This is a genomic window from Capnocytophaga sp. ARDL2, assembly GCF_041530365.1.
Taxonomy (GTDB): Bacteria; Bacteroidota; Bacteroidia; order Flavobacteriales; family Flavobacteriaceae; genus Flavobacterium.
This window is the reverse complement of the sequence record NZ_CP168034.1, coordinates 107,954-127,163: the sequence shown is the minus strand read 5'-3', so window position 1 is coordinate 127,163 and position 19,210 is coordinate 107,954. Positions and strand designations below refer to the sequence as shown.

Annotated in this window: 31 protein-coding genes and 1 pseudogene; 29 read left to right on the top strand and 3 right to left on the bottom strand. The window is 35.8% G+C overall.

The window, feature by feature from the left end; all coding sequences use genetic code 11:
• Position 1 precedes the first annotated feature (1 nt).
• The 23 genes and pseudogenes from rpsC to carA all read left to right on the top strand — a co-directional run bounded on the left by rpsC (position 2) and on the right by carA (position 11,617).
• Entirely contained in the window at positions 2–727 is a 726-nt protein-coding gene (gene rpsC, locus AB4865_RS00690; RefSeq protein WP_372473817.1) for a 30S ribosomal protein S3, read from the top strand.
• A 20-nt stretch (positions 728–747) separates the two neighbouring features.
• Positions 748–1,167 (top strand): 50S ribosomal protein L16, encoded by a 420-nt coding sequence (gene rplP / locus AB4865_RS00685; RefSeq protein WP_072781252.1) that lies wholly within the window; start codon positions 748–750, stop codon positions 1,165–1,167.
• A gap of 12 nt (positions 1,168–1,179) precedes the next feature.
• The gene (gene rpmC / locus AB4865_RS00680) at positions 1,180–1,371 is read left to right on the top strand and encodes a 50S ribosomal protein L29 (RefSeq protein WP_372473816.1); all 192 of its coding nucleotides are present in this window, start codon (positions 1,180–1,182) and stop codon (positions 1,369–1,371) included.
• An 18-nt stretch (positions 1,372–1,389) separates the two neighbouring features.
• Positions 1,390–1,647 carry a 30S ribosomal protein S17 gene (rpsQ, locus tag AB4865_RS00675; protein WP_129756499.1) on the top strand — a complete coding sequence of 86 codons (258 nt, stop codon included), beginning with the start codon at positions 1,390–1,392 and terminating at the stop codon, positions 1,645–1,647.
• A gap of 2 nt (positions 1,648–1,649) precedes the next feature.
• Entirely contained in the window at positions 1,650–2,018 is a 369-nt protein-coding gene (rplN, locus tag AB4865_RS00670) for a 50S ribosomal protein L14 (RefSeq protein WP_372473815.1), read from the top strand.
• 12 nt (positions 2,019–2,030) lie between these two features.
• Positions 2,031–2,345, top strand: a complete 315-nt coding sequence (rplX, locus tag AB4865_RS00665) for a 50S ribosomal protein L24 (protein ID WP_372474922.1) — start codon at positions 2,031–2,033, stop codon at positions 2,343–2,345.
• A gap of 2 nt (positions 2,346–2,347) precedes the next feature.
• Complete coding sequence (gene rplE / locus AB4865_RS00660) at positions 2,348–2,899, top strand: 50S ribosomal protein L5 (protein ID WP_372473814.1); 552 nt, start codon at positions 2,348–2,350, stop codon at positions 2,897–2,899.
• Positions 2,900–2,902: 3 nt separating this feature from the next.
• The gene (gene rpsN, locus AB4865_RS00655; protein WP_372473813.1) at positions 2,903–3,172 is read left to right on the top strand and encodes a 30S ribosomal protein S14; all 270 of its coding nucleotides are present in this window, start codon (positions 2,903–2,905) and stop codon (positions 3,170–3,172) included.
• A gap of 21 nt (positions 3,173–3,193) precedes the next feature.
• Entirely contained in the window at positions 3,194–3,592 is a 399-nt protein-coding gene (gene rpsH / locus AB4865_RS00650; RefSeq protein ID WP_372473812.1) for a 30S ribosomal protein S8, read from the top strand.
• 19 nt (positions 3,593–3,611) lie between these two features.
• The gene (rplF, locus tag AB4865_RS00645; protein WP_372473811.1) at positions 3,612–4,154 is read left to right on the top strand and encodes a 50S ribosomal protein L6; all 543 of its coding nucleotides are present in this window, start codon (positions 3,612–3,614) and stop codon (positions 4,152–4,154) included.
• 11 nt (positions 4,155–4,165) lie between these two features.
• Complete coding sequence (rplR, locus tag AB4865_RS00640) at positions 4,166–4,516, top strand: 50S ribosomal protein L18 (protein ID WP_372473810.1); 351 nt, start codon at positions 4,166–4,168, stop codon at positions 4,514–4,516.
• 13 nt (positions 4,517–4,529) lie between these two features.
• Complete coding sequence (rpsE, locus tag AB4865_RS00635; RefSeq protein WP_372473808.1) at positions 4,530–5,054, top strand: 30S ribosomal protein S5; 525 nt, start codon at positions 4,530–4,532, stop codon at positions 5,052–5,054.
• Between the two features lie 11 nt (positions 5,055–5,065).
• Complete coding sequence (gene rpmD / locus AB4865_RS00630; RefSeq protein ID WP_372473807.1) at positions 5,066–5,248, top strand: 50S ribosomal protein L30; 183 nt, start codon at positions 5,066–5,068, stop codon at positions 5,246–5,248.
• A gap of 11 nt (positions 5,249–5,259) precedes the next feature.
• Entirely contained in the window at positions 5,260–5,712 is a 453-nt protein-coding gene (rplO, locus tag AB4865_RS00625; RefSeq protein WP_372473806.1) for a 50S ribosomal protein L15, read from the top strand.
• An 11-nt stretch (positions 5,713–5,723) separates the two neighbouring features.
• Positions 5,724–7,073 carry a preprotein translocase subunit SecY gene (gene secY / locus AB4865_RS00620; protein WP_372473804.1) on the top strand — a complete coding sequence of 450 codons (1,350 nt, stop codon included), beginning with the start codon at positions 5,724–5,726 and terminating at the stop codon, positions 7,071–7,073.
• A 3-nt stretch (positions 7,074–7,076) separates the two neighbouring features.
• Entirely contained in the window at positions 7,077–7,292 is a 216-nt protein-coding gene (infA, locus tag AB4865_RS00615; RefSeq protein WP_008254466.1) for a translation initiation factor IF-1, read from the top strand.
• A gap of 10 nt (positions 7,293–7,302) precedes the next feature.
• Positions 7,303–7,419, top strand: a complete 117-nt coding sequence (ykgO, locus tag AB4865_RS00610; RefSeq protein WP_014166264.1) for a type B 50S ribosomal protein L36 — start codon at positions 7,303–7,305, stop codon at positions 7,417–7,419.
• A 2-nt stretch (positions 7,420–7,421) separates the two neighbouring features.
• Entirely contained in the window at positions 7,422–7,796 is a 375-nt protein-coding gene (rpsM, locus tag AB4865_RS00605; RefSeq protein WP_372473803.1) for a 30S ribosomal protein S13, read from the top strand.
• 8 nt (positions 7,797–7,804) lie between these two features.
• Positions 7,805–8,188, top strand: a complete 384-nt coding sequence (rpsK, locus tag AB4865_RS00600) for a 30S ribosomal protein S11 (RefSeq protein ID WP_372473802.1) — start codon at positions 7,805–7,807, stop codon at positions 8,186–8,188.
• A 90-nt stretch (positions 8,189–8,278) separates the two neighbouring features.
• Complete coding sequence (gene rpsD / locus AB4865_RS00595; RefSeq protein ID WP_372473801.1) at positions 8,279–8,884, top strand: 30S ribosomal protein S4; 606 nt, start codon at positions 8,279–8,281, stop codon at positions 8,882–8,884.
• Positions 8,885–8,909: 25 nt separating this feature from the next.
• Positions 8,910–9,902, top strand: a complete 993-nt coding sequence (locus AB4865_RS00590; protein WP_372473800.1) for a DNA-directed RNA polymerase subunit alpha — start codon at positions 8,910–8,912, stop codon at positions 9,900–9,902.
• Between the two features lie 34 nt (positions 9,903–9,936).
• On the top strand, positions 9,937–10,407 hold the full coding sequence (gene rplQ / locus AB4865_RS00585) for a 50S ribosomal protein L17 (protein ID WP_372473799.1): 471 nt from the start codon (positions 9,937–9,939) through the stop codon (positions 10,405–10,407).
• Between the two features lie 105 nt (positions 10,408–10,512).
• Positions 10,513–11,617 (top strand): annotated as a pseudogene (gene carA, locus AB4865_RS00580) (glutamine-hydrolyzing carbamoyl-phosphate synthase small subunit).
• An 81-nt stretch (positions 11,618–11,698) separates the two neighbouring features.
• On the opposite strand, the gene AB4865_RS00575 reads toward carA, so the two are convergent.
• The 3 genes from AB4865_RS00575 to AB4865_RS00565 are packed head-to-tail and all read right to left on the bottom strand — an operon-like array spanning position 11,699 to position 14,008.
• Positions 11,699–12,295, bottom strand: coding sequence for an SOS response-associated peptidase (locus tag AB4865_RS00575; RefSeq protein ID WP_372473798.1), 597 nt, complete (start codon positions 12,293–12,295; stop codon positions 11,699–11,701).
• A gap of 5 nt (positions 12,296–12,300) precedes the next feature.
• Complete coding sequence (locus tag AB4865_RS00570) at positions 12,301–13,563, bottom strand: Y-family DNA polymerase (protein WP_372473797.1); 1,263 nt, start codon at positions 13,561–13,563, stop codon at positions 12,301–12,303.
• A 4-nt stretch (positions 13,564–13,567) separates the two neighbouring features.
• Complete coding sequence (locus AB4865_RS00565) at positions 13,568–14,008, bottom strand: LexA family protein (RefSeq protein WP_372473796.1); 441 nt, start codon at positions 14,006–14,008, stop codon at positions 13,568–13,570.
• A 257-nt stretch (positions 14,009–14,265) separates the two neighbouring features.
• Between AB4865_RS00565 and AB4865_RS00560 the strand changes: the two genes are divergently transcribed.
• From AB4865_RS00560 to AB4865_RS00535, 6 genes are all read left to right on the top strand, one after another.
• Entirely contained in the window at positions 14,266–14,430 is a 165-nt protein-coding gene (locus tag AB4865_RS00560) for a hypothetical protein (protein ID WP_372473795.1), read from the top strand.
• 63 nt (positions 14,431–14,493) lie between these two features.
• Positions 14,494–15,372: an IS982 family transposase gene (locus tag AB4865_RS00555; protein WP_372472445.1), complete on the top strand. Its 879-nt coding sequence runs from the start codon at positions 14,494–14,496 to the stop codon at positions 15,370–15,372.
• A gap of 48 nt (positions 15,373–15,420) precedes the next feature.
• Positions 15,421–16,533 (top strand): autotransporter outer membrane beta-barrel domain-containing protein, encoded by a 1,113-nt coding sequence (locus AB4865_RS00550; protein WP_372473794.1) that lies wholly within the window; start codon positions 15,421–15,423, stop codon positions 16,531–16,533.
• A gap of 31 nt (positions 16,534–16,564) precedes the next feature.
• Positions 16,565–17,632 carry an imelysin family protein gene (locus AB4865_RS00545; RefSeq protein ID WP_372473793.1) on the top strand — a complete coding sequence of 356 codons (1,068 nt, stop codon included), beginning with the start codon at positions 16,565–16,567 and terminating at the stop codon, positions 17,630–17,632.
• A 128-nt stretch (positions 17,633–17,760) separates the two neighbouring features.
• Positions 17,761–18,483 carry a di-heme oxidoredictase family protein gene (locus AB4865_RS00540; RefSeq protein WP_372473792.1) on the top strand — a complete coding sequence of 241 codons (723 nt, stop codon included), beginning with the start codon at positions 17,761–17,763 and terminating at the stop codon, positions 18,481–18,483.
• Positions 18,419–19,138: a di-heme oxidoredictase family protein gene (locus AB4865_RS00535; RefSeq protein ID WP_372473791.1), complete on the top strand. Its 720-nt coding sequence runs from the start codon at positions 18,419–18,421 to the stop codon at positions 19,136–19,138. The genes AB4865_RS00540 and AB4865_RS00535 overlap by 65 nt, the downstream gene beginning before the upstream one ends.
• The last annotated feature ends 72 nt before the right edge of the window (positions 19,139–19,210 follow it).

The window sequence follows — 19,210 nt, the reverse complement described above, 5'->3', positions numbered from 1 at the left end:
TATGGGACAAAAAACTAATCCAATCGGAAATCGCCTTGGGATCATCAGAGGATGGGACTCAAACTGGTACGGTGGAAATGATTATGGAGATAAACTTGCTGAAGATGCAAAAATTAGAAAGTATATCCATGCTCGTTTAGCAAAAGCTAGTGTATCTAAAATCATTATCGAGAGAACCTTGAAACTTGTAACCGTTACTATCACTACGGCTCGTCCAGGTATCATTATTGGTAAAGGAGGTCAAGAGGTAGACAAGTTGAAAGAGGAACTTAAGAAAATTACTAACAAAGAGGTACAAATTAACATCTTTGAAATCAAACGACCAGAGTTAGACGCTTATTTGGCTGCAACAAGCATCGCTCGTCAAATCGAAAACCGTATTTCTTACCGTAGAGCAATCAAAATGGCAATCGCATCAGCGATGAGAATGAATGCAGAAGGTATGAAAGTAATGATTTCAGGTCGTTTGAACGGAGCAGAAATGGCTCGTTCAGAACACTTCAAAGAAGGTCGTATTCCTCTTTCTACTTTCCGTGCTGATATCGACTATGCTTTAGCAGAAGCTCACACTACTTACGGTAGAATGGGAATTAAAGTATGGATCATGAAAGGTGAGGTATATGGTAAGAGAGATCTTTCTCCGTTAGCAGGTATGGACAAACAAAAATCTAAATCTGCAGGATCTGGAAAACCAAATGGAAGACCAAACCAACGCAAAAGAAAGTAATTAATAACTAAAGAAGAAAAATGTTACAGCCTAAAAGAACGAAGTACCGTAAGGTGCAAAAAGGTAAAATGAAAGGAGTGTCTCAAAGAGGACACGAACTTTCAAACGGAATGTTTGGAATCAAATCTTTAGATTACTCATTCATTACTTCTCGTCAAATCGAGGCTGCTCGTATCGCAGCAACTCGTTTTATGAAAAGAGAGGGACAATTATGGATTAAAATCTTCCCAGATAAACCTATCACTAAAAAGCCTCTAGAGGTGCGTATGGGTAAAGGAAAAGGTGCTGTAGAATATTGGGCAGCAGTTGTAAAACCAGGAAGAATTATGTTTGAAGTAGGTGGAGTGCCTTTGTCAGTAGCAAAAGAAGCGTTGCGTTTAGCAGCACAAAAACTCCCAGTAAAAACTAAGTTTATCGTAGCTAGAGATTTCGAAGCTTAATTTTAGATCATTATGAAAAAACAAGAACTAAATAATCTATCTTCAGCTGAGTTACAAGCGAAACTTGGAGAGTTGACAAATCAGTACACTGAGTTGAAAAATGCACACGCTATTTCTCCTATTGCGAATCCTTTGCAGTTGAGAACAATTAGAAGAGATATCGCAAGAGTAAAAACAGAAATTAGCAAAAAAGACCTACAATAATCGTATTCTGTTGAAAAGATGGAAAAAAGAAATTTAAGAAAAGAAAGAATAGGTGTTGTTACTAGCAACAAAATGACAAAGTCAATCGTTGTATCAGAAACAAAAAGAGTAAAACACCCATTGTATGGTAAGTTCGTGTTGAAAACAAAAAAATATGTTGCACACGACGAATTGAACGACTGTAACATTGGTGATACAGTTAGAATAATGGAAACTCGTCCATTGTCTAAAAACAAATGTTGGAGATTGGTTGAAATCATTGAAAGAGCGAAATAATTATGGTACAACAAGAATCTAGATTAAAAGTAGCAGACAACACGGGAGCAAAAGAAGTTTTGACTATCCGTGTACTAGGAGGAACGAAGCGTCGTTATGCCTCTGTAGGAGACAAAATTGTAGTTGCTATTAAAGAAGCAACTCCAAATGGAAACGTAAAAAAAGGAGCTGTATCTACAGCTGTAGTTGTGCGTACCAAAAAAGAAGTGAGAAGAGCCGATGGTTCTTACATTCGTTTCGATGATAATGCATGTGTATTGTTAAACGCTGCAGGCGAAATGAGAGGAACTCGCGTTTTTGGCCCTGTTGCAAGAGAACTTCGTGAAAAACAATTCATGAAAATTGTATCATTAGCACCAGAAGTGCTTTAATTCTTTCAAATGATGATAAAGTTAAAAATTAAATCAGGAGACAGTGTAAGAGTTATTGCCGGAGACCACAAAGGTGAGGAAGGAAAAGTTTTACGCGTTTTAAAAGAAAAAAATAAAGCAGTTGTAGAGGGTGTAAACATGGTTTCTAAACATGTGAAACCAAGTGCTGCAAACCCTCAAGGAGGAATTGTTAAAAAAGAAGCTCCAATTCATATTTCAAACATCGCTTTGATCGATCCTAAAACTAACAAAACTACAAGAGTAGCTTTCAAAGTAGAAGGAGGCAAGAAAGTTAGAGTTTCTAAAAAATCAAATCAAGTATTGTAGTCATGACTTATATACCAAGACTTAAACAAGAATACAGAGAGAGAGTAATCTCTGCTCTTAAAGAAGAATTCGGTTACAAAAATGTAATGCAAGTTCCAAAACTTGAGAAAATTGTTGTAAGCCGTGGAGTAGGAGCTGCAGTTTCTGATAAAAAGTTAGTAGAATACGCTGTAGAAGAACTAACAAAAATTACAGGTCAAAAAGCGGTAGCTACAATCTCTAAAAAGGATGTGGCATCTTTCAAATTGAGAAAAGGAATGCCAATCGGAGCAAAAGTAACTTTGAGAGGTGAAAGAATGTACGAATTCTTAGACCGCTTGATTACTTCAGCTTTACCACGAGTAAGAGATTTCAACGGAGTAAAATCTGAAGGATTCGACGGAAGAGGAAACTATAACCTTGGAGTTGTTGAGCAGATTATCTTCCCAGAAATTGATATCGATAAAGTAAACAAAATTGCTGGTTTTGATATAACTTTTGTAACATCTGCAAATACAGATAAAGAAGCAAAATCATTGTTGGCAGAATTAGGAATACCTTTTAAAAAGAACTAAAGTATGGCTAAAGAATCAATGAAAGCCCGTGAGGCGAAAAGAGAAGCATTGGTAGCTAAATATGCAGCAAAGCGTCAAGCTTTAAAAGAAGCAGGAGACTACGAAGCATTACAAAAATTACCTAAAAACGCTTCTCCAGTTCGTTTACATAACCGTTGTAAATTAACTGGTAGACCTAGAGGGTATATGCGTCAATTCGGAATTTCGCGTGTAACATTCCGTGAAATGGCAAATCAAGGATTGATACCAGGAGTTAAAAAAGCAAGTTGGTAATAAACTTAAAAGGGATAAAAAATGTACACAGATCCAATCGCAGATTTTTTAACAAGAATTAGAAATGCATCTCGTGCAAATCATAAAGTTGTTGAGATTCCTGCATCTAATTTCAAAAAAGAAATCACAAAGATTTTATTCGATCAAGGATATATTTTGAGCTACAAATTTGATGATTCAACAGTACAAGGTACTATCAAAATCGCTCTTAAATACGACAAAGAGACTAAAGAATCAGTAATCAAAGATATCCAAAGAATTAGTAAACCAGGTTTACGTAAATATGCTTCATCAGCAGACCTTCCAAGAATTTTAAATGGATTAGGAATCGCTATCGTTTCTACATCAAAAGGATTGATGACTGGAAAAAAAGCAAAACAACTAAATGTTGGTGGTGAAGTAATCTGTTATGTATACTAATCATTAAAGACGATCAGAAATGTCAAGAATAGGAAAAAGTCCAATCGCAATTCCAGCAGGTGTTACAGTAGATGTACAACCTGATGTAGTTGTAGTAAAAGGAAAATTAGGAGAACTTTCTCAAAATTATTCTGAAGTATCTATCAAAGTAGAAGAAGGAAATGTAATCGTAGAAAGAGTTGCTAATTCAAAAACCGAAAGAGCAAAACACGGTTTATACAGAAGTTTAATCAACAATATGGTTGTTGGTGTTTCAGAAGGTTTCACTAAGGAATTGGAATTGGTAGGGGTAGGATACCGTGCTTCAAACCAAGGACAAAAATTAGACTTAGCTTTAGGTTTCTCTCACAATATCGTATTGGAGATCGTACCAGAAGTAAAAGTTGAAACAGTTTCTGAAAAAGGTAAAAACCCAATCATTAAATTATCTTCATACGACAAACAATTGTTGGGTCAGGTAGCTGCTAAGATTCGTTCTTTCCGTAAACCAGAACCTTACAAAGGAAAAGGAATCAAGTTTGTTGGTGAAGAATTGAGAAGAAAAGCAGGTAAATCAGCTTAAAAATTAAAGCCATGTCATTAAACAAATCTGAAAGAAGACAAAGAATTAAATACAGAATCAGAAAAACAGTAAGCGGTACTGCTGCAAGACCTCGTTTGTCTGTATTTAGAAGTAACAAAGAAATCTATGCTCAAATCATAGATGATGTAAATGGAACAACTTTAGTAGCTGCTTCTTCAAGAGAGGCTGGGATATCTAAAGGAAACAAAATTGAAACTGCTGCATCGGTTGGTAAACTAATTGCAGAAAAGGCTTTAAAAGCAGGTATCGATACAATCTCTTTTGATAGAGGTGGATATTTGTACCACGGAAGAGTAAAATCATTAGCCGAAGGAGCTAGAGAAGCTGGATTAAAATTTTAATTCGTAATTAGTTATGTATCAAAATTATAAAAATGTAGAATTTGTAAAACCAGCGGGTCTTGACTTGAAAGACCGCTTGGTTGCAGTAAATAGAGTTACTAAAGTTACTAAAGGTGGTAGAGCATTCGGATTCTCTGCGATCGTTGTAGTAGGTGACGAAAATGGTGTAGTGGGTCATGGTTTAGGTAAATCTAAAGATGTTTCTGAAGCAATCGCAAAAGCTGTTGAAGATGCTAAGAAAAACTTAGTTCGTATTCCTTTACACGGATCTACAATCCCTCACGAACAAAAAGGGAAATTCGGTGGTGCTAGAGTATTTTTAATGCCTGCTGCTGTCGGTACAGGAGTTATCGCAGGTGGAAATGTTCGTGCAGTACTTGAATCTGTAGGTGTACACAATGTATTATCTAAATCTCAAGGTTCTTCAAACCCTCACAATGTAGTGAAAGCTACTTTCGATGCATTGTTGAATATGAGAAGCGCTGTTACAGTAGCTAAACAAAGAGGAATCTCTTTAGATAAAGTATTCAAATCTTAATTTTTAGAGTTATGTCAAAAATTAGAGTAAAACAAACAAGAAGTAAAATCAACTGTCCAGAAGACCAAAAAAGAACTTTAGCTGCTTTGGGTCTTCGTAAATTAGGACAAGTAGTTGAGCATGATAATACACCTGCAATTGTAGGAATGGTAAAAAAAGTGCAACATTTAGTTTCTGTAGAAGAAATTAACTAATTTATTAGGATATGAATTTAAGTAATTTACAACCAGCAGTAGGATCTGTACATAACCAAAATAAAAGAGTAGGTAGAGGAGAAGGTTCAGGAAAAGGTGGAACTTCAACTCGTGGACACAAAGGAGCGAAATCTCGTTCTGGTTACTCTAAGAAAATTGGTTTCGAAGGTGGACAAATGCCTTTGCAAAGAAGAGTTCCAAAATTTGGTTTCAAAAATATCAACAGAGTAGAGTATGTAGGAATCAACTTGGATACTTTACAAGGATTAGTTGATAAAGGAATCTTGACTGATTCAGTTGATGTAGCTGTTTTAGTAGATAAAGGATTAGTTTCAAAAAATAGCTTGGTAAAAATCCTTGGAAGAGGAGAATTGAAAGCTAAATTGAAAGTATCTGCTCACAAATTTACAGGATCTGCAAAATCTGCAATCGAAGCTGTAGGTGGTGAAGTAGTAACTTTATAAATTTTTTAAGAATGAAGAAGTTTTTTGAAACATTGAACAGTATCTGGAAAATCAAAGAACTTAAGAATAAAATCTTAATAACTTTGGGATTGTTACTTGTGTATCGCTTTGGTGCACAAGTAACCTTACCGGGTATTAATGCTGAAGAATTGCAAGCTTTATCAGATCAAACAGATCAGGGTATTGGTTGGTTGATTAATGTGTTTACCGGAGGTGCTTTCTCACAGGCATCTGTTTTCGCATTAGGAATTATGCCATACATCTCTGCGTCTATCGTAGTTCAATTGATGGGGATTGCAGTACCATATTTGCAAAAACTTCAAAATGACGGTGAAAGCGGTCGAAAAAAAATGAACCAAATTACAAGATGGTTGACTATCGCAATTACTCTTGTTCAAGGTCCAGGTTATATCTATAACTTGTACAGACAATTACCAGAACAAGCGTTTTTGTTACCATCAAGTTCATTTGCATTCTTGTTTTCATCTGTTTTGATTCTAACTACAGGAACTATTTTCGCAATGTGGTTAGGTGAAAAAATCACAGACAAAGGAATTGGTAATGGTATCTCATTGTTGATTATGGTGGGAATTATCGCACAATTGCCAGTTGCATTTATTCAAGAATCTCTTTCTCGTATGGAGACTGGAAACGGAGGAGTAATGATGATTGCTATCGAATTAGTGATTTGGTTGTTGATTATCATCGCTTGTATCTTATTGACTATGGCAGTAAGAAAAATTCCAGTACAATATGCAAGAAGAAGCGTAAGCGGAGAATACGATGCAACAGCGGTTTCTGGAAACAGACAATGGATTCCTTTGAAGTTAAATGCATCAGGTGTAATGCCAATCATCTTTGCACAAGCAATTATGTTCGTTCCACCAGCATTGGCAGGATTATCATCATCTGATACAGCGAAAAGTATTGCAACAATCTTCCAAAATATATTTGGATGGCAGTATAATTTAGTTTTTGCTTTGTTAATCATAATTTTTTCGTACTTTTACACCGCAATTACAGTTCCTACCAATAGAATGGCAGACGATTTAAAGAGAAGTGGTGGTTTTATCCCAGGTATCAAACCTGGAGAGGAAACAGCTAACTTCTTGGATAGAGTAATGTCATTGATTACATTCCCAGGATCTTTGTTTTTAGCTTTCATCGCAATTTTACCTGCATTGGCAGTATCATTGTTAGGAGTACAACAAGGATGGGCAATGTTTTACGGTGGAACATCGTTACTAATCTTAGTAAGCGTTGCAATCGATACGATTCAGCAGATCAACTCATACATGTTGAGCAAACAGTATGATGGAATGATGAACACTGGAAAGAAAAGAAAAACATTAGCATCATAAATTATGGCAAAACAATCAGCAATAGAACAAGATGGGACTATTATTGAGGCATTGTCAAATGCTATGTTCCGAGTAGAATTAGAAAACGGACATATAGTAATCGCTCACATTTCAGGAAAAATGCGTATGCATTACATCAAATTATTGCCAGGCGATAAAGTGAAGTTGGAAATGAGCCCTTACGATTTGTCTAAAGCAAGAATTACTTATAGATATTAAAGCTGTAAAAATGAAAGTAAGAGCATCAATTAAAAAACGAAGTGCAGAGTGCATTATCGTGCGTAGAAAAGGTAGATTATACGTTATTAATAAAAAGAATCCTAGATTTAAACAAAGACAAGGATAATTATGGCAAGAATAGCAGGGGTAGATATACCTAAAAATAAAAGAGGAATTATTGCTTTGACTTACATCTTTGGTGTTGGAAAAAGTAGAGCAAAAGAGGTATTAGCAACAGCAAAAGTTAGCGAAGATAAAAAAGTTTCTGATTGGAACGATGACGAAATCGGAGCTATACGTGAGGCTGTCTCTAACTACAAAATCGAAGGTGAGCTTCGTTCTGAAATTTCATTAAACATCAAGCGTTTGATGGATATTGGATGTCAGAGAGGTATCCGTCACAGAGCGGGACTTCCATTGAGAGGTCAGAGAACGAAAAATAACTCTAGAACAAGAAAAGGAAAAAGAAAAACTGTTGCTAATAAGAAAAAAGCAAGTAAATAGTAAGTAGTATGGCTAAAGCAAATACCAAAAAACGTAAAGTGATAGTTGAGTCTACTGGTGAAGCTCATATCAATGCAACATTCAACAATATCATCATTTCTTTGACAAACAAGAAAGGTGAAGTAATCTCTTGGTCATCAGCTGGTAAAATGGGATTCCGTGGTTCTAAAAAGAACACACCATACGCCGCTCAAATGGCAGCAGAGGATTGTGCAAAAGTGGCTTTGGAGGCTGGACTTAAAAAAGTAAAAGTTTACGTTAAAGGACCAGGAAACGGAAGAGAATCTGCTATCCGTTCTATCCACAATGGTGGAATCGAAGTAACTGAAATCATCGATGTTACTCCAATCCCTCACAATGGATGTCGTCCTCCAAAAAGAAGAAGAGTTTAATTTTAATAATTGAAGTATAACCAAGGTAGGAACAGATTATCGTAGGATGAGACCTGAATTCATAATCCCTACCTTTTTTAATTTTTTATAATGGCAAGATATACTGGTCCACAAACTAAAATTGCTCGTAAATTTGGTGAAGCAATTTTCGGAGACGATAGATCTTTCGAAAAAAGAAACTATCCTCCAGGTCAACACGGTTTGGCTAAAAAAAGAGGTAAAAAATCTGAGTATGCTATTCAGTTGATGGAAAAACAAAAAGCAAAATACACTTATGGTATTTTGGAAAGACAATTCCGCAACTTGTTTGAAAAAGCATCTGCAGCTAAAGGTGTAACTGGTGAGGTGTTGATTCAATTGTGTGAATCAAGATTGGACAATGTTGTTTACCGTTTAGGAATCGCTCCTTCTCGTAGAGCAGCCCGTCAAATCGTTTCTCACAGACATATTACTGTAAATGGTGAAGTGGTAAACATCCCTTCATACAAATTAAAACCAGGAGATAAAGTAGCAGTTCGTGAAAAATCTAAATCTCTAGAAGCTATCGAAAGATCTTTATCTAATTCTAGTGCTGTTTACGAATGGTTGACTTGGAATACTGAAACTTTAGAAGGTACTTTCGTATCTGTTCCAGCGAGAATCCAAGTTCCAGAAAATATCAAAGAACAGTTAATCGTAGAGTTGTACAACAAATAATAAATGACATTCAGTCGAAATCAATATGGCAATATTTAATTTTCAAAAGCCCGATAAAGTTATTATGATTGATTCTACTGATTTTAACGGTAAATTCGAATTTCGTCCGTTAGAACCAGGTTATGGATTGACAATCGGTAACGCATTACGAAGAGTATTACTTTCTTCTTTAGAGGGGTATGCAATCACTTCTATTCGTATCGAAGGCGTTGAACATGAGTTTTCTACTATTGCCGGTGTTGTTGAAGATGTAACAGAAATCATCCTAAATCTAAAACAAGTGCGTTTCAAACGCCAAATCGAAGATGCGGAAAACGAATCTGTTAGTGTTTCATTTACTGGTAAAAAACAATTAACTGCGGGTGATTTCCAAAAATTTATTTCAGGATTTCAAGTATTAAATCCAGACTTAGTAATCTTAAATTGCGAAGATAAAATCAATCTTTCTCTTGAGTTTACTATCGAAAAGGGTAGAGGATATGTTCCAGCAGAAGAAAATAGAAAACCAAATGCTCCAATCGGAACAATTTTTACAGATTCTATTTACACGCCTGTAAAAAATGTGAAGTATGCGGTAGAAAACTATCGTGTAGAGCAAAAAACAGACTACGAAAAATTAGTTTTCGATATCGTAACAGACGGATCTATTCATCCTAAAGACGCTTTGACAGAAGCAGCAAAAACTTTAATTCACCACTTTATGTTGTTTTCAGATGAGAGAATTACATTAGAAGCAGACGAAATCGCTCAAACAGACTCTTATGACGAAGAATCACTTCATATGAGACAATTGTTGAAATCTCGTTTGGTGGATTTAGACTTATCAGTTCGTGCATTGAACTGTTTGAAAGCTGCTGAAGTTGAAACATTAGGAGACTTAGTATCTTTTAACAAAAACGATTTGATGAAGTTCAGAAACTTCGGTAAAAAATCTTTGACAGAATTAGAAGAACTAGTTCAAAATAAAGGTTTGACTTTCGGAATGGACTTGTCAAAATATAAATTAGATAAAGAATAATACAGACTTGTAAAAGTCCAAACTCGTATTAGCAATGAGACACGGAAAAAAAGTAAATCATTTAAGTAGAAAAGCTGGTCATAGAAAAGCTATGTTGGCTAATATGGCTTGTTCGCTTATCGAGCACAAGCGTATAAATACTACAGTTGCTAAAGCTAAAGCTTTGAAACAATACATCGAGCCTTTGGTAACTAAATCTAAAACTGACGATACTCACAACCGTCGTATTGTTTTCTCTTACTTGAAAAACAAATACGCTGTAACTGAGTTGTTCAGAGAAGTTGCTCCAAAAGTAGGTGATCGTCCAGGTGGATATACTCGTATTATTAAATTGGGGAACCGTTTGGGAGATAACGCTGAAATGGCAATGATTGAATTGGTAGATTTCAACGAATTGTACAATGTGAAAAAAGAAGCTAAGAAATCTACAACTCGTAGATCTCGTAAAAAAGCTGAACCAAAAGCAGAGGAAGTTGTTGAAGAATCTTCTGAGACTAACGAATAATCACTATTCTATTATAAAAAAGAGGCAAACAAAAGTTTGTCTCTTTTTTTATGGTTACTCCATTTATTTGTGTTATTTTTGTATCTTGAAAAAGAGTGTTTGAAAATGAAATATATTTCTAAAGATAAAGCAATCGTATTGCTAAGCGACGGTACTGTGTTTTATGGTAAATCTGTCGGAATAAAAGGAACTACTACAGGTGAAATCTGTTTCAATACTGGCGTTACAGGTTATCAAGAAATTTTTACAGATCCTTCATACTTTGGTCAGATTATGTTGTCAACTACTGCCCATATTGGAAATTATGGGGTACATGAAGACGAAGTGGATTCAGACGGAATTAAAATCGCAGGTTTGGTTTGTAAAAACTTTAGTCAGACATTTTCTCGTCCTGCTGCTTACGAATCACTTTATGACTATTTTGAAAAGAAAAATTTGATAGCTGTTTCTGATGTTGATACTCGTGCTTTGGTAAGCTATATCCGTGATAACGGTGCTATGAATGCTGTAATTTCTACAGACGGAAAATCAATCGAAGAATTGAAAGAAATCTTGGCAAAAGTGCCAGATATGAAAGGATTGGAGTTGGCGTCGAGCGTTTCTACTAAAGAACCTTATTATTATGGAAACGAAAACGCTTCTTACCGTGTAGCAGCATTAGATTTTGGAATTAAAACCAATATTTTGCGTTGTTTGGCAGCCAGAGATTGTTATGTGAAAGTATTTCCATACAATGCCACTTTAGAAGACTTGAATTCATTCAATCCTGACGGATATTTCTTGTCTAATCGGCTGAGACCCACAACCATTGACAGATGTAATCGAAAATGCAAAACAAATTATTAACGCAGGAAAACCTGTTTTTGGAATTTGTTTAGGGCATCAAATCATAGCATTGTCGCAAGGGATTAATACCTACAAAATGTTTAACGGACACAGAGGTATCAACCATCCAATTATGAATGTCATTACTGGAAAAGGAGAAATCACTTCACAAAACCACGGATTTGCTGTAGTAAGAGAGGAAGTAGAAAATCACCCAACCGTTGAAATTACACATTATCACCTAAACGACAATACCGTAGCAGGTATCCGTTTGAAAGACAAACAAGTATTTTCGGTACAATATCACCCAGAATCATCACCGGGACCAAACGATTCAAAATATTTATTTGACCAGTTTGTGGAGTATATGAAAGAGGGGAAATAATTCAGAATCAAACTAATATTAATAAATATTTTTCTTTATGATTTGAAAGAGTTGCATTTAATTGTGCAACTCTTTTTTATATCATAAAAGTTTGTAAACGATCGTTTTGAATAAATAGTTTTCCATTGTAGAGCCATTTTTTTTAGCATTTTCGTCAATGATAATCGGCATACGCTGTTTGGTATTGTGGATTTTGTTTATCAAGGTATTGGCTTGCATGGTCAAAATAGCGTAACTGTAAGTAGCTTCGCCTGAGTGTGGATTTTGCCATTTACTCCAAATACCAACAAAGGCAAAAAGCTCGCCTTCAGGTAGGGTAATTTTGAATTTTTGTTTTTCTTTGCCTTTAGTGTCTAACCATTGCCATTTGAAAAAGCTATCAGAAATAACCAAGCAACGGTTATACATGGCTTCCATAAAGGTTGGTTTTTCGTGTAGTGTTTCTACACGGGCGTTGAGCGTTGATTTTTGAATACTGCTGTCCTTTGCCCAATACAGAATCAATCCCCAATTGAAAAACTGAATTTCCTCGGACGAAACATGCGTAATGATGGGTGTTTTGGGATGTTCAAAACCGTTGTAAATAGTGGGTTGCAACAAGCTAGGTTGCGTGGTTTTTGCCTTAAAGCGGTGTTGTACCTCTTGGGCGGTTTTGCTTTGTTGAGAATGAAAACACATGGTTCTTACACTTTTATTATAATGACATCGCTGAGTTTGGTGGTGTAGTTGGGCGATAGCTTTTCTTGTTTCATTTTCCAATTTTTTTTCAAATCCTGCGATGCCAAACGAATTTTTTGTTGTCCAAATTTAGTATTGATATTGTCCATAGTCTTCATAATGGCAATGTGACGGGGGTCACGGCTGTCAAACAAATTGGTTTGCGTAATTTCCTCTGGGGTGAAATCTTGCACGATAACACCTGCTTTTTTATATAAATATCCTTCTTTGAAAATGCGTTGCAATGCCGCTTTCGCGAACTGAGCCAGTTCGATACTTGAGTTGGTAGGAAAAGGCAGTTTGATTACGATATTGCGGTGATATTGAGGAAGTTCTTTCCGAATTCCGTTGGTGTGTATAAAAACCATCAGCGTATTACAACACGATTTTTGTTTACGCAAACGTTCGGCACACATGTTGGCAAAGGTTGTTATACGTTCGTTAAGCTCTTCAAAGGTGGTGTAATTCTTTTCAAAACTACGCGTTACGGCTATGTCTTTCTTGGGTTGCGTTTGTTCTAAATTCAGTGTTGCTTTGCCTTGCAAATCCCTTTGAAGTCGCACGCCCACAATGGTCATATGTTTTTGTACCCAAGCCTGTGAGAGTTGCGTAAAGTCGAAAGCGGTAAACACGCCAATGGATTTGAGGCGTTTGGAATGTTTGCGACCAATGCCCCATACATCCTCTATCTTGAGCCATTTCAACGCTTTAATACGCTTTTCTTCCGTGTCGATGATATACACGCCGCCCGTTCGATCGGGAAATTTTTTAGCAATTCGATTGGCTAATTTCGACAGTGCTTTGGTAGGAGCTATGCCCACGCTGATGGGGATTCCCGTCCATTGCTGTACTTTTTTACGCATGTCTTCGCCGTGTTTTTGCAAATCGAAATATTGGTCAAAGCCTTTGAGTTTCAGAAAACATTCGTCAATGCTGTAAATCTCCATTTCGGGCGAATAGTCCGACAAAATACTCATTACTCGATTGCTCATATCTCCATACAGGGCAAAGTTGGCCGAGAAAACCTCCACGCTGTGTTGCGTAAAAAGTTTTTGGTATTCAAAAGCCGGAGCTCCCATGAGAATGCCCAAATCTTTAGCTTCGTTGCTTCGGGCAATTACGCAGCCGTCGTTGTTAGAAAGCACCACAACAGGTCTGCCGTTGAGTTCCGGACGGAACACACGCTCGCATGAAGCATAAAAGTTATTACAATCTATAAGGGCAAACATCAGTTTAAAAAGATTTAATTACATGGGTTACGATTCCCCATACCAGAAACTGGTTGTCTTCGGTTACTTTCAGGGTAGGGTAGTTGTCATTTTCGGGGATGAGCCACACCTCGTTTTGGAAAATCTGTATGCGTTTGGCAGTAAATTCACCATCTATAAAGCACACGGCAATTTTGTTGTTCGAGGGTTGTACACTGCGGTCAATGATAAGCAAATCGCCATCATCTATACCCGCATTGATAAGCGATACACCTTTCACTCTGCCGTAAAAGGTAGCCGAAGGATTTTTGATAAGATGCTTATTGAGGTCAATCGTTAAATCAATAAAATCCAAGGCAGGCGAGGGAAAGCCTGCACTGATACCCGCATCTACAAAAGGCAATTCGAGAGTGGTTTCGGTATTGGACGAATAGACTTCTATTTTATTTTCGATAGGTGATTTCATGTAGAAAATGTATTGGTAGAAAACAAAGGTACAACAAAAGTTTATTTCAAGCGGAAGGTTATTTTTTTGATATGAAAATACCATTTATTTCATTGTAAAAAATCAAAGTTATTGTATAGACGAAGAGTTTTTTAGATTTTATACTATAAAAGAAAAACTTGATAGCTGATATTTCGTTTGTATTTTTTCTGAATAAAAAATGGTTATTCTAAATAAAATTGTAATTTTACATAGAAAAAGAATAAATAAGAATTTCTATGAGAAACAAAATTATTTTAGCAGTCTTATTATTTAGCTTCAACTTAAATGCTCAAACGGAGCAAAATCAATCAACTAATGATAAAAATCCTATTCAATGGTCAAGGTTTTCTTTGTCTGGATATGGAGTGATTAATTATTACCTGTTGTGCATTATGAAATAAAATAAAAAAAGTTGTTCATTTAACTGAAATTCAGTATATTTAGTTCGCTAAAACAAATAAAAAATGAACAACTTAGAGCAAATATACGAAAGAATTTTAGAAGTTTTAGAAGATTTTTTTCCTCATCAACTTTTACCTTATCAAAGGAGAAAGCCAAAAATGAGTGATTTAGAATTGGTGAGTTTAAATTTAACAGCAGAATATTTAAGTATTGATAGTGAATTACAACTCTTTAGAAAAATACCTAATTCTTTGAAAAACAAAATAGAAAGAAGTGTTTATAACAAAAGAAAACGAAATCTTTTTTATTATATAAATCAGATTAGGGAAAAACTTGCAATGTGTTTTAATAGAGAGGAGAGTTATTTTGTAATTGATAGTATGCCTTTGAAAATATGTGAAAATGCTAGAGCAATGAGAAGTAAAATTTGTAGAGACGAAAGTTTTTCATATCCTGATTATGGTTTTTGTGCTAGTCAGAAGTTACATTATTTTGGATATAAATTACACATAATCTGTTCAATAGAAGGTATTGTACAAAGTTTAGATATGACTCCAGCATCTGTTCACGATGTTCATTATTTAAAAGATGTTAGTTCTCAAATTCAAAATTGCGTTTTGATTGGTGATAGAGGTTATATATCGTCACAATATCAATTAGATTTGTTTAACACTGCTACTATTCAGTTAGATACACCTAAAAGAATAAATCAAAAAGATTACAAACCTCAATTTTATTTATTCAAAAAGAAGAGAAAAAGAATCGAAACTCTATTTTCTCAACTTTGTGATCAATTTATGATTAAAAGGAATTATGCTAAATCATTCAACGGTTTTAAAACACGAATTATCAGTAAAATAACTGCTTTAACCTTAATTCAATACATTAACAAATTTGTATTAAAAAAGGAAATAAATAAAATTAAAGCAAGTATAATTTAAAATGCACAACGGGTTAATTATTATAATTACGGAAGATTTGATACAGATTTGAATATCAAAGATAAGTTTGATGCCGAGCGATTGAATTTGTATTTAGGTTATTCGTTTACGGATAAAATAAAACTGAAAACGGAAATTGAATTTGAACACGGTGGAACGGGAAGTACCATCGAACTCGATACCCAAGAAGAATTTGGTGAATACGAACAAGAAGTCGAAGCAGGTGGAGAGGTAAAACTCGAACAGGTGCATATAGATTTTACAATTCAACCGTATTTCAATATTCGTGCTGGAAGAATGAAATTGCATCTCAATTTAGCTCAAGACATCGACCGACCTACACAATATTTTACTACACACAGACAGGAAATGGAAAACGAAATCATGCCGTTAGGTTGGTATGAAAACGGTATCCAATTTTATGGAACTTTTTTAAATACATTTCGATATGAGGTTTCTGTAACCAATGGTTTAGATTCCTCAGGTTTTAGTTCGCGTGGTTGGATAAAAAATGGTCATCAACAGCGATTTGAAATGGTTAATGGAAACAGTTTTGCTTACTCGGCAAGATTGGATTACAAATTTGGAAAAAATAAATATTCGTATGCGGGTATTTCGGCTTATATAAACGATGCCGCTGCCAATCGTCCGAAAAATGATATGGAATATTCGGCCTATGTTTCCCTTTTTACAGCACATATTACTTATGAAGAAGGTCCATTGAGATTTTCGGCTGTGGGATTGTATGGCGATTTGCAGAATTCACATATCATCAGTCGTAAAAATGCTTTACTTTCCAACAAATTAGGAGTAAAACGAACACCCATAGGAAAAAATGCTTTGGGAATTTCGGCGGATATTGGATATGATGTACTATCGATTTTTTCGCCCAATCACAAACAAAAATTATATCCCTTTGTTCGTTATGAATATTACGACACCATGTATCAAACCGAAGGAAATGTTGTGAAAAAATCTCGTTGGGAACGCACAGTTTATACTTTTGGTATGAATTGGTTTATTCATCCAAATATCGTTTATAAGGTGCATTATCAAACAAGAAAATTGGGGTCAGACCATATCGATCCAATTACCAGTTTGAAAACCGGTGATAAACAAAGAGAAAATACTTTTTCTATGGGAATCGGATTTTCGTTTTAAAACAAATTCAATTAATTAAATATATGTCATTATGAAACAGTTGAAAACTTTTGCGTATGTAATTGCAGCGGCAGTTGCAGTAGGATGTAGTAGTGTAGATGATTCAAAAAATACTACACCAGGTTATAAAGATGTATTAACAGCTTTGTCGGTTGATGTGATTACAGAAACTTACAAAGACTTGAATCAAAAAGCAATTGCATTAAAAAACAGTGTAGATGCATTTATCGCCAATAGTTCGGATGCCAATTTACAAGCGATGCGTAAAGCGTGGGTAGATACGAGAAAGCCTTGGGAGCAATCAGAAGGTTTTTTGTATGGTCCTGTTGATACGGAAGGATTAGACCCAGCATTGGATACTTGGCCTGTTGATGTAAATGCGATGAACGATATCATAAATAGCAATCAAAACATTACAGCAGCGTTGATTGCAGCAAACAACGAAGCCAGAGGTTTCCACTTAATTGAGTTTTTGATTTGGGGTGAAAATGGCAACAAACAAGCCAATGAAATCACTGCAAGACAAAAAGAATATTTGTTGGCAGCGGCGGTAGATTTGCAATTAAACACTCAGAAATTGTATGATGGATGGAAGGCATCAGGAGGAAATTTTGCTCAACATTTTATCACAGCAGGTGTAGGAAGTGTTTTGTACCCATCTCAAAAAGCAGCCTTGGAAGAAATCGTTGAAGGATTGGTTACCATTGCAGACGAAGTAGGAGCAGGAAAAATCGAAGATCCATTAAATTCTGAAGGAGGAGTGCCTAAGCCAGAGTTGGAAGAGTCTCGTTTTAGCAACAATTCAAAAGCAGATTTTGCCGATAATATGCGTAGTATCCAAAACATTTATTTAGGAAAATACGGACAAAAAGATGTATTGGGATTAGAACATTTGTTGATTGTAACCAATCCGACATTGGATACCAAAATCAAAACAGCTATCAATGAAGCAATTGCAGCAATTGAGGCTATTCCAGGTACATTTACTCAGGCTATAAGCAACAATCGTCCTGCGGTGATACAAGCACAAGAAAAAGTTACCGAATTGCAAGAAATTTTGGAAAGCGAATTGAAACCATTTATCAATTCATTGCCTTAATTGTAATTATATTTTTGAAGTAAATCGCTTTGACAAAGTCCAAAACTTTGTCAAAGTCTTTTTTAGACGGATATTAATTATTTGGCAATTAAAATACTAATCAATTAAAGTAGGTAATTTGATATAAAATGAAAAAAATCTACACATTACTTCTATTATCATTGTCGTTGTACAGCTGTAAAGACGATGCTCAAGTTGATGATTTACCTAATTTATACGAAAGAAAGATGGCTGGTGGAGCTACCACAGTAATTACCAATTCGAGTAATGCGTATAGCTTTCCTGCAAATAATCTTTCTCCGGAAGAATTGGCATTGCATCTCGAAGGAGATTTGATTTTTGAGTCCGTTTTTGTATCTGCTCCTAATAATGTAAATGAGGGATTAGGGCCTATTTTCAACAATTCGTCTTGTATTTCGTGTCATCCTAGAGATGGTAGAGCTGCAATACCAACCGATTTATCGGTGCGTAGTGGATTTTTTCTTAGGGTGAGTTTACCAGGTGTTGCTACAAATGGTGGACCTGTACCTGTGCCAGATTTTGGATTGCAAATACAAAATCACGCATTGTTTGGTTATCAACCAGAGGCTGTTTTTGATGTGTCGTATGAATATTTTCACGAAACATTGGCAGATGGTACAAACGTAGAAATGCGTCGTCCTACTTACTATTTGAGGCAACCTTACAAACCACTGCCTTCAAATATTTTAATTTCGCCAAGGGTAGGTACGCCAATGTTTGGGTTGGGATTGTTGGAACTCATACCTGAACAACATATTTTAGCAAATGCATGCAGACGAACACGATACCGATGGAGATGGAATTTCAGGCAGACCCAATTGGGTGTATGATGCCGTTTCGCAACAAACAAAATTGGGAAGATTTGGCTGGAAAGCCAATACCGCTACACTTTTAGAGCAGTGTGCAGGAGCGTTTGTACACGATATGGGAGTTACCAATCCGCTGTTTCCAATAGAAACAGGAGCAGGACAGAGCAGTGGTAATGACGGACGAAGTGACGACCCAGAAATAGATGATGAAACGCTAAATGCTGTAACATTTTATGCTCAATCTTTGGCAGTACCTGCTTCGAGATTTTATGATGATAGAGAGGTGAGAAGAGGAGCCAAATTATTTGAACAATTGCAATGTGCCAAATGCCATATTCCAAAGCAAATGACAGGATATAGTCCAGTTGCAGCATTGTCATATCAAACGATTTACCCTTATACCGATATGTTGTTGCACGATATGGGCGAAGGATTGGCAGATCACAGACCAGATTTTTTGGCAAACGGTCGCGAATGGAAAACGCGTCCTTTGTGGGGAATAGGTTTTCAACAATTGGTCAATGGACATACCCAATTTTTGCACGACGGAAGAGCCAGAAATCTCACTGAAGCTATTTTGTGGCACGGCGGCGAAGCTCAATCAAGTAAGGAGGCTTTTACTAAACTTTCTAAAAATGAACGAGAAGCACTGTTGAGATTTTTAAATTCGTTGTAGAAGAGGGAAAGTTTGAAAGAAGAGATTTTAATTTTATTGTTTCATATACGATAGAGTTGTATTTCATTATGC